Origin of the sequence: Acidisoma sp. PAMC 29798 (genome assembly GCF_030252425.1) — a bacterium.
Lineage (GTDB): Bacteria > Pseudomonadota > Alphaproteobacteria > Acetobacterales > Acetobacteraceae > Acidisoma > Acidisoma cladoniae.
The window spans coordinates 3,858,970-3,871,356 of the sequence record NZ_CP126994.1 but is presented as its reverse complement, the minus strand read 5'-3'; the positions used below and the strand labels follow the sequence as shown (position 1 = coordinate 3,871,356).

Here is a 12,387-nt window from a genome sequence, read left to right as displayed (position 1 = left end):
CGATGTAAATGGGTGTCGAGGTCTATATCATCAAGCCGGGGGATAGTTTGTCCGCCATTGCGCAGCGGCATTTTGGCCGTGCGTCCTTATGGCCCCAGATTTTCGCCTATAACGCGACACGACGCCACGGTCGCGTCGCCACCCTGAAGGACCCGAACAAGCTGCGGGTCGGAACGCGCATTTTCCTGCCGCCGCGCGTGTCTGAACATCCGCCGCATTTGCCGAATAACGTTGACTTTCGTCATCCCGCGCAAGTGACGCGCCCGACCGTCAATGCCGCCACGCAGGCCGCGACGGAAACAGCGGCGCCGCGCGTGCCTGTTCCGCCTCGGCCCCAAACACCGTCCCGCCCGCCCACGTTCCCGACCTTATCCGGCAACAAAGACCGGACACATCTGAACAGCTTCGCCTTCAAATACAATCTCGAGCTTCTTCCCCCGATTGTCGGCGAGAGTGCGGAATTCGAGTTTGAAGCGAAGTTCACCGGCCAAATTTACATCTGGGTCGATAAACAGATCGACCTTCTGACCTTTACCAACACGGGTTTCGAACTTGCGGCGAAACATCAGACCGACAACGCGCTCGTGCAGCTAGTCAATAGCGGAAAAGTCACCTGGAATGCGCAGACGAATCGCGTGACTTACGAGAATCTGATGACCACGAACGCGGTCGGCGCTCCGCCCAATCTCGTCGCGGTCGGCGTCGCCTTCGACAGTGGCAATCCCATGCCCGCCATTCGCGCGAAATTCACGTCGCCCAAGCTCGCCGGCAGGTTGCCGCCGACCATCCTCTATGTGGCCGAAACGCTCACGATCACGCTTGATATCCGCATGAAGATGCACAAGCCGCCGGGTCCTGACGCCGCGCGAGCGCGTAGTTTTGCGACCGTCGCACCCCCCGCTAACAACTTCGCTACCATCGCGCCGCCGCAAAGCCAGACGGGCGTTCAGGTCGCGACCACGGGCGAAACCTCTAAAGCGTGGTGGGATAACCCGACCGTGCTGCTGTCCGGTGCCGCCATCCTGGTGCTCGCGACACTCGCGAGCAATGTCGTGACCTGGGGCGCGGATGCGGAGGTCGACCCTGCATCCTTCTCCGCCGCCAGTGCTATGACCGCCCGGGCCTTCGCCCATTGACCGCCCTGCGCGGGGGCTGGCGCGCGTGTTGTCTGGCGGTGGCACCCTTGCTGTGCCCCCTGCCGGCCTGGGCGGCGGATGGTGGCGCAACACTCCGCGCCGAGATCGCAAGCCGCTGGCATGTCACGGTGATCGAGACCGCGTTGGAGACGCGCATCGTACCCTTGGTGGCGACTTCGCAGAGACCTGTCACGATGCAGGATCTATCGCCGCTGAACGAAGCGGCCTGCCTTCAGGCGGTGGTTACTGCCTTCCAGGCCTATCCCGCAGCGCTCGTCACGTCCCTCGTGGGGCAGGTGGCGCTCGCCGATGGGATTGATGCCTGGAACATTCGGATCGGCGGCTTTCACGCGCCGGGCCTGATCGCGCTGAATTGCGAGGAGGCGAGCGAGAACGCAGGTTTCGACGTGGATTCCCTGCATGACGAAATGGCGGCGCTGTTTCTGTTGAAGGCGCCGCTCAATGATGCGGCCTGGCGGGCCTTCAACCCACCGGGCTTCCAGTATGGCGATGTCGGGAGCTATCGGGCCGAGTTGCGCGACCCCCATGGCCGCGATGGGGATGGGGCGCTGCATCGCAATGGATTCGTGTCGGCGCTTGGTCTCACGGGGATCGAGAACGATTTCCAGACCTATGCCGAGCGGATCTTCGGCCATCCGCACGAGTTTGCTGCTCTCTTACGCGCGCAACCGGCCATGCGCGGAAAAGCGCGGATGGTGATGGATCTTTATGTGGGCCAGGCGCCGTCGCTCGCGACGCAATTTGCGGAGTCAGGGCTGGCGAGCGTCCCTCGTTGACGATGATATCCCACCCTAGTCGAGGTATGAGTTGCTACCGAAACATCTAAAAGATGACCTCTTTCATCGATCTGCTTTTGACAGAATCGCCCGCAGTGTCGACACGTCCAACATCGATTCAGCAAGAAGCTTCTTCAACTTGGCGTTCTCATCCTCCAAGCCCTTTAGCTTGCGGGCGTCAGAGACCTCCATGCCACCGTATTTCGATCGCCACGTGTAAAATGTTGCGTCACTGATCCCGTGTTTGCGGCTTAAATCGGCCGCCGTTGCACCCGACTGACGCTCCTTCAGCACGCCGATGATCTGCTCCTGCGTGAACCTCGATCGCTTCGTCATCCGTCTCCTGTTGATCTGCTCCCCGCAAACTGGATCGTTTTTAGGTAGAGTTTTCCGTGCCATTCTTCCCTGGCTGGGAGGAGCGGAGAACGATGAAGGCATCGAAGTTTTCGGACGCGCAGAAGGCATTCATCCTGAAGCAGGGAGCCGACGGGATCCCTGTGACGGACATCTGCCGGAAGGCCGGGATCAGTCAGGCGACCTACTTCAACTGGAAGAAGAAATACGATGGGCTGCTGCCGACGGAGATGCGGCGGCTGAAGCTGCTTGAGGACGAGAACGCAAAGCTTCGGAAGCTGGTGGCTGACCTGTCGCTGGATCGCGAGATGCTGCAGGACGTGATCCGCCGAAAACTCTAGGGCCTGCTCGCAAGCGCAAGCTGGTCGACGGAATGTGTGGCGAGTGGGATGTCTCGATCCGGCGGGCCTGCCGGGTTCTCGAAGTTGATACCTCCACCTACCACTACAAGTCCCGTCGGCACGACCAGGCCGGAATCGAGGCTAGGATCAAAGACATTTGTGCGACCCGCGTGCGGTACGGCTACCGCCGTGTGCATGTGATGCTCCGCCGAGAGGGCTGGCGAGTGAACGCCAAGAAGGTTTATAGGATTTACAATGAATTAGGTCTTCAATTACGCAATAAGACGCCCAAGCGGCGGGTCAAGGCAAAGCTCCGGGATGACCGGCAACCCGCCACGCAACCCAATGAGACCTGGGCGATGGACTTCGTGCACGACCAGTTGGCAACCGGAAGGAAGATCAGGGTGCTCACGGTGATCGACACGTTCTCTCGCTTCTCGCCGATCGTCGATCCACGGTTCAGCTACCGGGCCGAGCACGTGGTTGCCGCCCTTGAGCAGACCTGCGCCGCGGTGGGCTATCCCAAGACGATCCGCGTGGACCAAGGGTCCGAGTTCATCTCCCGAGACCTCGACCTATGGGCCTATGCCAACGGCGTCACGCTGGATTTCTCACGGCCCGGCAAGCCGACAGACAACGCCTTCATCGAGGCCTTTAACGGCCGCTTACGAGCAGAATGTTTAAACGCCCACTGGTTCCTGACGCTTGCAGACGCGCAGGAAAAGTTGGAGGCTTGGCGCAGTTACTACAATGAGGTTCGCCCACACGGCGCGATTGGCAACAGGTCACCGATCTCACTGCAAAATCCCGATGGCGCACCCAGCCCGTCATCGTGAAAACAGGCCCGAAACTCTACCCTCGACCGCTCCAAAGATTGGGTGCAGAGCACTGTTGGACGGACCCTAACTTCAAAGCGAGGGCATTTCAGGGGGCAAGGTCAGGATCGGTCGTTTGCGAGCCTGATCGACGACTCTCAGCTGAGCGCGACGAGGGTCGGCGTCATCGTCGCTCTGAGAAACCCCGGTCTACGATCGAGATTGGCAGGCAGGCTTCCGTTCAGCATCGCGGCCGTGAGGCGTCGTTCGCGTTCGATGGCGCCGTCATCGCGTTCACCCACGGCTTGAAGGAAGCTCTCCTCACCCTTGTCCAGCACGATGGCGGTCAGGAAGCCGGAGCGGAAGGCGCCCGTATCGGCCGAGATCCGGTTGGCCGTGAAGATCGGGCGATCGCCGATGATCGTATGGCCGTGGACGATGCGGCGGGGGAGCGAGCCCGCGTAGTCGAGAAACTCCTCCCTGATCCAGAGGAGGTCCTGCTCCTCCTGATCCGCGAGGGACACATGGGGTCTGATGCCAGCATGCACGAAGAGATATTTGCCGTCGTCATGCGTCAGCGGCAGGGTGGAGATGAAGTCCACATGGCGACGAAGCCGATCGCTCATCGCCAACCCATCCGTGTCGACTTTGTAACTTTCGATGGTGTGGTCGAAGAGGAACCACGCCCAGTCGGGCACCTTGGATCCCGTAGTGACACTGCGTACGAAGAGATCGTCGTGATTGCCGCGCAGACAAAGAAACACATCCTCGTCGCGCCCCGGCGATCAGACGCTCGACGACGCCATAGGAGTCGCGACCCCGATCCATATAATCGCCTGTGAAAACAATCTTGGCGCGTGCCCCGCGTGCGGCGGCATCGGCCGTGATCATGTCAAGCAGGATGCGCAGCAGATCTAGCCGGCCGTGGATATCCGCCACGGCATAGGTCACCACCCGTTTTGAACTCAAGCGTGTCACTTGCGACTGCACCTTCTGTTTCGGGTTAGATGGCAGACGCCACCTCATCCGTTGCAAAGTTATCCAACCAAATCTTCGCGTGCTTTGGTGGCGAGCACGTCGCAGCGTTCGTTCATCACATCCCCGGAATGGCCGCGCACCCAGCGCCAATCGATTTCGTGGCGCTGGGCCGCTGCCAGGATGCGCTGCCAGAGGTCGATATTGGCCACCGGATCGCCGGCGGCATTCTTCCACCGACGCCGCACCCAGCCGGTGGTCCAGCGCGTGATCCCGTTCCGCAAATACTCGCTGTCGGTGTGAAGAACGACCGTGCAAGGACGCGTCAATGCCTCCAGCGCCTCGGCCGCCGCCGTCAGCTCCATCCGGTTATTCGTGGTCACCGGCTCGGCGCCCGTCAGTTCCCGCTCGACCGTGCCGAATTTCAGGATCGCCGCCCAGCCGCCCGGTCCCGGATTGGGCTTGCAGCCGCCATCGGTCCAGACCTGCACCAAGACGCCCGTCTGTGCGGCGGGCGGCATCGTCTCATCCGACATAGGAGGCGAGCCCCGTGGCATGGCGATGGAAGCGAAGCTTGCGCAGATATTCCATGGGGTCCTTGGGCGTCACCATGGCGCCCGGCGGCCGGTACAGCCAGTCGTACAGCCGCGTCAGCAGAAACCGCAGTGCCGCGCCCTCGGCCAGAACCGGCAAAGCCGCGCCCTCGGCGTCGGTTAGCGGACGCACCGCCTGATAGCCTGAAATCAGCGCCCGGCCGCGCGTCACGTTGAAGGCGCCGTCGGCCTCGAAACACCAGGCATTGAGGCATATGGCGAGGTCGTAGGCGAGGATATCCGTCGCCGCGAAATAGAAATCGATGAGGCCGGAAATGCGGCCATCGAGGAAGAAGACATTGTCGGGAAAAAGATCGGCATGGATCTGGCCGACCGGCAGGTCTTGCGGCCAGGCGGCGCGAAGACGGTCCAGAACGGCGGAAAGTTCGGCGCCGAGATCGGGCGCCACTTCATCGGCGCGGCTCAGGCTGCGCGCCAGCAAGGGCGCCCAGCCCTCAGGACCCAGCGCATTGGGGCGCACCGGCGTGTAGCTGGCGCCGGCGGCATGCAGGCCGCCCAAGGCTTCGCCCAAAGGTCCGCAATGGGCGAGCTGCGGGCGGCGAGGCCAGACGCCAGGCAAGAAGGTGGTGATGGCGGCGTGGCGATCGGCCAGCATGCGCAGCGCGCTGCCGTCCCGCCCAGGCACCGGTTGCGGGCAGGTAACGCCCTGCGTCGATAGATGCTCCATCAGCCCCAGGAACCAGGGCAGTTCGGCGGGATCGACGCGCTTTTCATACAGGGTGAGGATGAAGTCCCCGGTCGTGGTGCGCAGCATGTAATTGCTGTTCTCCACGCCCTCGGCGATGCCGCGAAACGCCACCGCCTCACCGATATCATAGGCGGTGAGGAAGGCGGCCAGCGCATCGTCGGAAACTTCGGTATAGACGGCCATCGGGGGCACTCGCGGTGAGGAGCGCTTCTCCTAAGTACCGCGAGGTCTCCTGACCAGAGGCGGCTTTACGCCGCCTGGCTTTGGCGGGGACGACGGCCCGAGCCGGAGCGGCGACCGCGATGCTTCGGACGCTCCTGCTCGCCGTTTCCACGCGGTGCTTCGGACGAGGCGGGACGGATCGGCACGATATCGGCGGCATGACCCGTCGAGGAGACCGGGCGAGGACCGGCGACCTGCATGACGACGCCCGTCAGCCGCTGGATGGCGCGCAGGAAGCCCTGCTCGCTGGGGTCGCAAAAGGCGAAGGCAATGCCCGAGGCGCCGGCGCGCGCGGTGCGGCCGATGCGATGGACGTAGGCCTCCGGCTCATTCGGCAGTTCGTAATTGATGACATGCGTGATGCCGGTGACATGGATGCCGCGTGCCGCGAGATCGGTCGCGACGAGCACCCGCGCCTGGCCGTTGCGGAACCGCTCTAGGCTACGCTGGCGCGCGGCTTGGCTCTTGTTGCCATGCATGGCTTCGGCCTGGATATTGGCCGTCTCCAAATGCTCGGTCACCTTGTCGGCGCCGCGCTTGGTGCGGGTGAAGACGATGACGCGCTGCATGGCGGGATCACGCAGCAGGTTCACCAGCAGATGCTTCTTGCCCGAGGCATCGACGAAATGGACATGCTGCTCAATGCGCTCCGGCGTCGTCGTCTCACTGGCGATCTGCACGCGCACGGGGTCACGCAGGAGGCTATTGGCGAGCTTGGCGACTTCGGCCGGCATGGTGGCCGAGAACAGCATCGACTGCCGCTGGGCGGGCAGGGCCGCCATGATGGAGCGGATGTCACGGATGAAGCCGAGGTCGAGCATCTGGTCGCCTTCGTCGAGCACGAAGTGGCTGACTTGGTCGAGCAGCAGCTCCTTGGTGCTCATCAGATCCTTGATGCGGCCCGGCGTGCCGACGACGATGTCGGTGCCGCGCTGCATGCGCTGGACCTGCGGGCTACGGCCGACGCCGCCGAGGATAACGACGGTCCGCAGGCCAAGGCCGGCGGCGAAGCGCTTGATGCTCTCTTCGATCTGGAGAGCGAGTTCGCGCGTCGGGGCAAGGATCAGGGCGCGCGTGCCGTACGGGCGCGGGCGAACCTTGCTGGCGAGCAGGTGCTGGATGATGGGCAGGGCGAAGGCGCCGGTCTTGCCGGTGCCGGTCTGGGCGACGCCCAGAAGATCGCGGCCCTTCAGGACTTCGGGGATAGCGCCGGTCTGAATGGGGGTCGGCGTCGTGAAGGAAAGCTCCTTCAAAACGCGCTGGATGGGCTCGATCAGGCCGAGGGATTCAAACGTCGGTGTGGTCGTCGGAACGGAATTGGTCAAAAATGTCTCCACGCCGCCCGAACAGAGTTGGGGCGGTTCGTGTCCATGCTCAACGCGCGATGCGGAGCGGAACGGGTTCGGAAAAAGATCGTTCGGAAAAAGATGAAACCCGAAACTGCTCCGGCAAAAGAACCGAAGGCAGCGGTGGAACGAGGATCACCGTTCGCGCATCCCGCGAACAATCTGGCCGCCTCATACCGCAGTGCGGCATGAGGGGCAACGAATATCTTACGCAACGCCGATAAGCAGAAGCACGATGCCGAGGATGGACACGACCCAGACCAGGGAGCGGACCTTGGGGGTTCCGGCGACATAAAGCGGCCAATAGACTAGGCGACCCCAGAAATAGAGATGCGCGCCAAGCACCGTCAGCAGGGAGTGGCGATGGAGCACCGCCCCCAGCAGCACCAAGGCCGCGAAATAGGGGAAGGTCTCCATGAAATTGGCATAGGCGCGTTTGACGCGCCCTGGCACGCCGCTCAGCGGTTTCTGATCGTCGCGCGGGCTTGCGCTGTAGTCGTAGCCGAGGCTGGCGCTGACGCCGACGCCTGTGGCGAGGCATTGCACGAGGCCCAAGACGACCGCGCAGAGGAGCAGGATAGTCTCAGTCGTCATGAGCGCGGCCTTCAAAATTGGTCTGGCTGTGACATGAGGATGTCGCGGAGGACCGCAAGACACGCCGGGGCGACCTGGGCTAAACCAGGATCATGGGTGCGCGAAGTTTGTGGCGATGGGTGAACTGGGGCTGGCGCCGCTGGGTGATCGGCGCGGCCGCACTGCTGGTGGTGTCAGTGCCGATCCTGTTCCTCGGCGCTGCGAGCGACCCCATGATCCTGTGGAAGATCGTCCATAATCGCTGCGTGGTGGATCAGACGCAGAATGCGCAACCCGCGCCCTGTGCCCGCGTGGATCTCCCGGCTGGCTATGCGATCCTGAAGGATATCGTCGGCGCCACGCAATATCTGCTGATCCCGACGACACGGCTGACCGGAATCGAGAGCCCGGCACTTCTGGCACCCGGTGCGGCCAATTACTTCGCCGATGCCTGGGGCCAGATGGGCCTGGTGCAATCCAAGCTGCCCAAGCCCCTACCCCGGCAGGACCTCAGCCTCGCCATCAATTCCATCGACGGGCGCACCCAGCAGCAGTTGCATATTCATATGGACTGCATCCGGCGAGACGTGCGGGATAGTCTTGCGCGGCACATGACGGCGATCGGCCCGGATTGGGCACCCTTCCCGGAGGGTCTGGCCGGGCATACGTACCAGGCGATGCGGATCCCCGGTGTCGCCCTCGGGGATGCCAATCCTTTCCAGCTTCTGGCAGCCAAGCAGCCGGGCGCCCGTGCCGCCATGGGGCTCCATACCCTCGTGCTGGTCGGGGCGCCCGAGACCGGCTTTATTTTGCTCGACGATCGCGCCGACCCCGCCCATGGCGATATGGGCAGTGGCGAGGCGCTTCAAGATCATGCATGCAGCGTCAGTTCCAAAGATTGATGCCTTGCAGGAGATGGGATGACCACGCGACCTCTGGCCAAAGATGCTGCGATCGACATCGTCGGCCGCATCGAGACGCGCGGTATCGACTTCATTCCAGACTCCGAGCGTCATTCGAAACCGCGGGATCTGGCCTGGGTCTTTTTCGGAACGCAGATCACCTATGGCTCCATCGTGCTCGGCGCGCTGCCGGTCGCCTTTGGCCTGAACTGGTGGCATTCGTTTACGGCGATCGTGGTCGGCACCATCCTCGGGTCCCTGGCCGTGGCCGGCATGGCGATCATCGGTCCGCGCACAGGGACCAATAGCACCGTCAGCAGCGGCGCCTTCTTTGGCATTCGTGGCCGCTATGTCGGGTCCTTCATCACCCAGGTCATTGACCTCGGCTATTTCGCCCTGGTGCTGTGGATCAGCACGCCGCCGGTTCTGCAAGGCCTGCACAGGCTGTTCGGCTGGCCCACCACGGGACCGATCCTGACCGTCGCGCTGATCATCATGGCTGTGATTACCTTGGGTTTCGGCATCCTGGGTCATGCGACGATCGTCGCCTATGAGAAGTTCACCGCTGTGGCCAGCATGATCTGCCTGGCGCTGCTGGTCTATTTCGTGCTGATCCATTGGGATCCGCCTGAGGCCGCGCCAAAACTCATGCTTGGCAGTTTCTGGGCGACCTGGGCGATTGCGATGACCACGCAAATCGCCAATGCCATTTCCTATGCGCCCTTCGCGGGGGATTATGCGCGCTATACGCCGTCCGCGAGCAAGCCGCGCGCCCTGTTCGGCTGGTCGCTGCTCGGCATGATTGCCGGCTGTGTCATCGCCCTGACCTGTGGGGAAATCATCGGCCTCGGCGTGCAGGACGCCAACGCAGTCACGAGCTTGATGATCACGAACGTGCCACTCGCCCTGATCGTGCCCATCCTGGTGATCGGCCTCATCGGCAATGTCAGCAATGGTGGCATGGTCGTCTATAACGGCACGCTCGATCTCCACGCCATCCTGTGGCGCATGCAGCGCGCCCAGGTCGGGCTGATCTTCGGCGCAGTCGGCCTCACCGTGGGCTATGTCGGTCTCGTTGTCTTCAACCTCACGGACTCGATCCTGGCATTGTGTGCGATCGTGACGGTATTGGTCACGCCGTGGATCATGATCAATATCATCGGATGGGTGCAGCATCGGGGCCGCTTCCACGCACAGGATCTGCAAGCCTTTGCCCATCATCGGCAAGGCGGACGCTACTGGTACCGGGGCGGTTTCAATGCCGCCGCCGTCATCGCCTGGGTGTTGGGCGTGGGCATCGGGTTGCTGTTCACCAATACGAGCCTGTTCGTGGGGCCGCTTGCCAATATTGCCCAGGGCGTGGATCTCAGCTTCATCAGCTCGGCCCTCGTCGCCTCCGTCCTCTATCTCGCCATTGGAAAGATTAGCCGCCCATGAGCGATGTCTTGCGCCAAGCACCCCGATCCGTCAATTTCGTTACGGAAGGGATATCGGCGGTGGATGTCATGCCCAGCGAAAGCCTAAGCCGGTTCGCGCCGGTCGATATCGATTTCTATCTTCGCCGCTATCCCGATGTGGGTGATGCCGGGGTGGACCCGACCGACCATTACCTCATCGCGGGTAGACGGGAAGGGCGGCTGCCACGCGACGAGGCGGAGATCCTGCGCGCGTCCCAATTGGTCGATGAGAACTACTATTTCATCAACGGACCCGATGTGCATGCATCGGGATTGAGCGCGGTCGATCATTACATCAACCACGGCTGGGCAGAATACCGTCGGCCCAACGCCTATTTCGACGGCCGCTGGTACCGCGACCGCTATGCGCCGCCCGATAGCATGAGCCCGCTATGCCATTACCTCGTGCAGGGGGAGGCGCTGGGTTATCGACCCAGCCTCTATTTCGATCCGGACTGGTATCGCACCGCCTATGGGATCGCGGCCCAGGAATCTCCTCTCCGCCATTACCTGGAGAACAGACGCGATCGCCGGGTGAGCCCGCTGCCGCTGTTCGATATTTCTTTCTACGTGACGACCTACGCGGCCGAACTGGGGCGGGCTCGCGACATTTTTGCGCATTATCTGACGGTGGGTGCGGCCCGGGAATTCGACCCTTCGCCTTGGTTCAGCGCTACCCAATATCGGCAAACGCAGATGGTGGGCAAACCGCCCCCGCCGGGCGCGCCAGACGAGGTCATGCGTAACCCACTGCTGCACTTTCTGTATAGCTTCGTTATTCTGGCCGGGCGCTGAAAAGAAGGGGGGACCATCTCATGCTGAAACTCTACTACCATGCTCAGAGTTGTGCGATCGCCTCTTTCATCGCCTTGGAGGAGGTGGGTGCCGTGTATGACGGCATTCGCGTGAACATGGGCGCGGGCGATCAGCGCCAGCCCGACTACCTGGCCATCAACCCCAAGGGTCGGGTTCCGGCCCTGGTGACCGATCAAGGCCTTCTGACGGAGACGCCGGCGATCCTCGGCTATATCGCGCAAGCCTATCCGGAGTCCGTGCTTGCGCTGCCTGCCGACATCTTCGCCATCGCACAGATCCAGTCCTTCAATGCGTATCTTTGTTCGACCCATCATGTCGCGCATTCGATGAAGAATCGCGGCAGTCGCTGGGCGAATGAACCCGCGTGCATCGCGGAGATGAAGCACAAAGTTCCGGAGACGGTGACGGCGAGCTTCGACCTTATTCAGGACAGCTTGTTCAAGGGGCCTTGGGTGATGGGTGACACCTATTCGATCTGCGATCCTTATCTGTACACCGTCGAACAATGGATGGTGGGGGATGGCGTGGACCCGGCGCGTTTCCCTGCCCTCATTGACCACAAGCGCCGGATGGAAGAGCGGCCTGCCGTGCAGACATTGTTGGCGGCGCAGAAGGGTTAAGGCGTCACCACATAGTATACGTCACCCGCGGACTTGACCCGTGGGCCCACGGGCGCCCGTGGATGACGGTGAAAACGTCTAAGTCGATCCCTCAATCTCCGCCACCAAAGCGGCCGTCGTGACTTGCCTGCAATAGCCCTTGTTATTGGCGAGTGACGTTTCGTGCCGCTGCTGGCTCTGCGTCACGCAGGCATCGGTCGGAAGCGTCACCAGATAGCCTAGATCGCAGGCATCTCGCACCGCCGAATCGATGCATTGATCGGTCAATCCACCCGCGATGATCAGTGAACGAATACCAAGATTGCCGAGCACATAATGGATATTGGTGGAAATGAAGACCGAGGATGAGGTCTTGGTGATGACGATTTCATCGGGCAGCGGCGCCAGCGCGTCTACCACTTGCGCGTCGTGCGACCCCTTGGGGCAGAACAAGCCGCTGATCTTGTAATCCAGGCTGAGGTCCCGCCCATCCTGCGTCAGGCTGGCGATGACCGTGTACATCACTTCGATCTTCGCTGTGCGGCAGGCCGCTTGCAGGCGCTGCATATTGGGTAGGCCACGCGTTTCCAGCGCGTCGAAGAAATAGCCGTAGCGTGCGTCTTTCGCGGCCTCGTCCATACCGACATATTCGCCGCCGTCCCGCATCACATAGTTCTGCACATCGATAAACAGAATTGCGGCTTGCGACGGCACGATCGGCACGTCACGGCTCAGGCCAAAACTCTTCATCG

General features: G+C 62.2%; 13 protein-coding genes and 1 pseudogene. 7 read left to right on the top strand and 7 right to left on the bottom strand.

All coding sequences use genetic code 11. From position 1 onward, the window contains the following. Positions 1 to 8: 8 nt before the first annotated feature. Positions 9 to 1,136 carry a LysM peptidoglycan-binding domain-containing protein gene (locus tag QP803_RS18640; RefSeq protein WP_284944981.1) on the top strand — a complete coding sequence of 376 codons (1,128 nt, stop codon included), beginning with the start codon at positions 9 to 11 and terminating at the stop codon, positions 1,134 to 1,136. Further along, positions 1,133 to 1,933, top strand: a complete 801-nt coding sequence (locus tag QP803_RS18635; protein WP_284944980.1) for a hypothetical protein — start codon at positions 1,133 to 1,135, stop codon at positions 1,931 to 1,933. Before QP803_RS18640 ends, QP803_RS18635 begins: the two co-directional genes overlap by 4 nt. A gap of 75 nt (positions 1,934 to 2,008) precedes the next feature. On the opposite strand, the pseudogene QP803_RS18630 reads toward QP803_RS18635, so the two are convergent. Beyond that, positions 2,009 to 2,269 (bottom strand): annotated as a pseudogene (locus tag QP803_RS18630) (transposase); the annotation flags it as partial. A 92-nt stretch (positions 2,270 to 2,361) separates the two neighbouring features. Between QP803_RS18630 and QP803_RS18625 the strand changes: the two are divergent. Continuing rightward, positions 2,362 to 3,464 (top strand): IS3 family transposase gene (locus QP803_RS18625; RefSeq protein ID WP_284944979.1). Its coding sequence is split into 2 segments (ribosomal slippage): positions 2,362 to 2,623 and positions 2,623 to 3,464, totalling 1,104 coding nucleotides; the frame shifts between segments, so codons are not numbered across the junction. Between the two features lie 137 nt (positions 3,465 to 3,601). Here QP803_RS18625 and QP803_RS18620 read toward each other — a convergent pair. The 5 genes from QP803_RS18620 to QP803_RS18600 all read right to left on the bottom strand — a co-directional run bounded on the left by QP803_RS18620 (position 3,602) and on the right by QP803_RS18600 (position 7,882). Then, positions 3,602 to 4,141, bottom strand: coding sequence for a metallophosphoesterase family protein (locus QP803_RS18620; RefSeq protein ID WP_284944978.1), 540 nt, complete (start codon positions 4,139 to 4,141; stop codon positions 3,602 to 3,604). A gap of 339 nt (positions 4,142 to 4,480) precedes the next feature. After that, entirely contained in the window at positions 4,481 to 4,954 is a 474-nt protein-coding gene (gene rnhA, locus QP803_RS18615) for a ribonuclease HI (protein WP_284944977.1), read from the bottom strand. Continuing rightward, on the bottom strand, positions 4,944 to 5,903 hold the full coding sequence (locus tag QP803_RS18610) for a homoserine kinase (protein WP_284944975.1): 960 nt from the start codon (positions 5,901 to 5,903) through the stop codon (positions 4,944 to 4,946). The genes rnhA and QP803_RS18610 overlap by 11 nt, the downstream gene beginning before the upstream one ends. Positions 5,904 to 5,968: 65 nt before the next feature. Beyond that, on the bottom strand, positions 5,969 to 7,267 hold the full coding sequence (locus QP803_RS18605; protein ID WP_284944974.1) for a DEAD/DEAH box helicase: 1,299 nt from the start codon (positions 7,265 to 7,267) through the stop codon (positions 5,969 to 5,971). A 228-nt stretch (positions 7,268 to 7,495) separates the two neighbouring features. Beyond that, the gene (locus QP803_RS18600) at positions 7,496 to 7,882 is read right to left on the bottom strand and encodes an MAPEG family protein (RefSeq protein ID WP_284944973.1); all 387 of its coding nucleotides are present in this window, start codon (positions 7,880 to 7,882) and stop codon (positions 7,496 to 7,498) included. Between the two features lie 92 nt (positions 7,883 to 7,974). On the opposite strand from QP803_RS18600, the gene QP803_RS18595 reads away from it, so the two are divergent. The 4 genes from QP803_RS18595 to QP803_RS18580 are packed head-to-tail and all read left to right on the top strand — an operon-like array spanning position 7,975 to position 11,656. Then, positions 7,975 to 8,763, top strand: coding sequence for a CDP-diacylglycerol diphosphatase (locus tag QP803_RS18595; RefSeq protein ID WP_284944972.1), 789 nt, complete (start codon positions 7,975 to 7,977; stop codon positions 8,761 to 8,763). Positions 8,764 to 8,781: 18 nt separating this feature from the next. After that, positions 8,782 to 10,200: a purine-cytosine permease family protein gene (locus QP803_RS18590; protein WP_284944971.1), complete on the top strand. Its 1,419-nt coding sequence runs from the start codon at positions 8,782 to 8,784 to the stop codon at positions 10,198 to 10,200. After that, positions 10,197 to 11,015, top strand: coding sequence for a hypothetical protein (locus QP803_RS18585; RefSeq protein WP_284944970.1), 819 nt, complete (start codon positions 10,197 to 10,199; stop codon positions 11,013 to 11,015). Before QP803_RS18590 ends, QP803_RS18585 begins: the two co-directional genes overlap by 4 nt. 20 nt (positions 11,016 to 11,035) lie before the next feature. After that, positions 11,036 to 11,656, top strand: coding sequence for a glutathione S-transferase family protein (locus QP803_RS18580; protein WP_284944969.1), 621 nt, complete (start codon positions 11,036 to 11,038; stop codon positions 11,654 to 11,656). A 78-nt stretch (positions 11,657 to 11,734) separates the two neighbouring features. On the opposite strand, the gene QP803_RS18575 is transcribed toward QP803_RS18580, so the two are convergent. After that, positions 11,735 to 12,385: a cysteine hydrolase family protein gene (locus QP803_RS18575; protein WP_284944968.1), complete on the bottom strand. Its 651-nt coding sequence runs from the start codon at positions 12,383 to 12,385 to the stop codon at positions 11,735 to 11,737. Between the last annotated feature and the right edge of the window lie 2 nt (positions 12,386 to 12,387).

Bases quoted from the DNA above. Each gene is read 5' to 3' on its own strand.
- QP803_RS18640 (WP_284944981.1), top strand. From the start codon at position 9: ATGGGTGTCGAGGTCTATATCATCAAGCCGGGGGATAGTTTGTCCGCC.
- rnhA (WP_284944977.1), bottom strand. From the start codon at position 4,954: ATGTCGGATGAGACGATGCCGCCCGCCGCACAGACGGGCGTCTTGGTG.
- QP803_RS18610 (WP_284944975.1), bottom strand. From the start codon at position 5,903: ATGGCCGTCTATACCGAAGTTTCCGACGATGCGCTGGCCGCCTTCCTC.
- QP803_RS18600 (WP_284944973.1), bottom strand. From the start codon at position 7,882: ATGACGACTGAGACTATCCTGCTCCTCTGCGCGGTCGTCTTGGGCCTC.
- QP803_RS18595 (WP_284944972.1), top strand. From the start codon at position 7,975: ATGGGTGCGCGAAGTTTGTGGCGATGGGTGAACTGGGGCTGGCGCCGC.
- QP803_RS18590 (WP_284944971.1), top strand. From the start codon at position 8,782: ATGACCACGCGACCTCTGGCCAAAGATGCTGCGATCGACATCGTCGGC.
- QP803_RS18585 (WP_284944970.1), top strand. From the start codon at position 10,197: ATGAGCGATGTCTTGCGCCAAGCACCCCGATCCGTCAATTTCGTTACG.
- QP803_RS18580 (WP_284944969.1), top strand. From the start codon at position 11,036: ATGCTGAAACTCTACTACCATGCTCAGAGTTGTGCGATCGCCTCTTTC.
- QP803_RS18575 (WP_284944968.1), bottom strand. From the start codon at position 12,385: ATGAAGAGTTTTGGCCTGAGCCGTGACGTGCCGATCGTGCCGTCGCAA.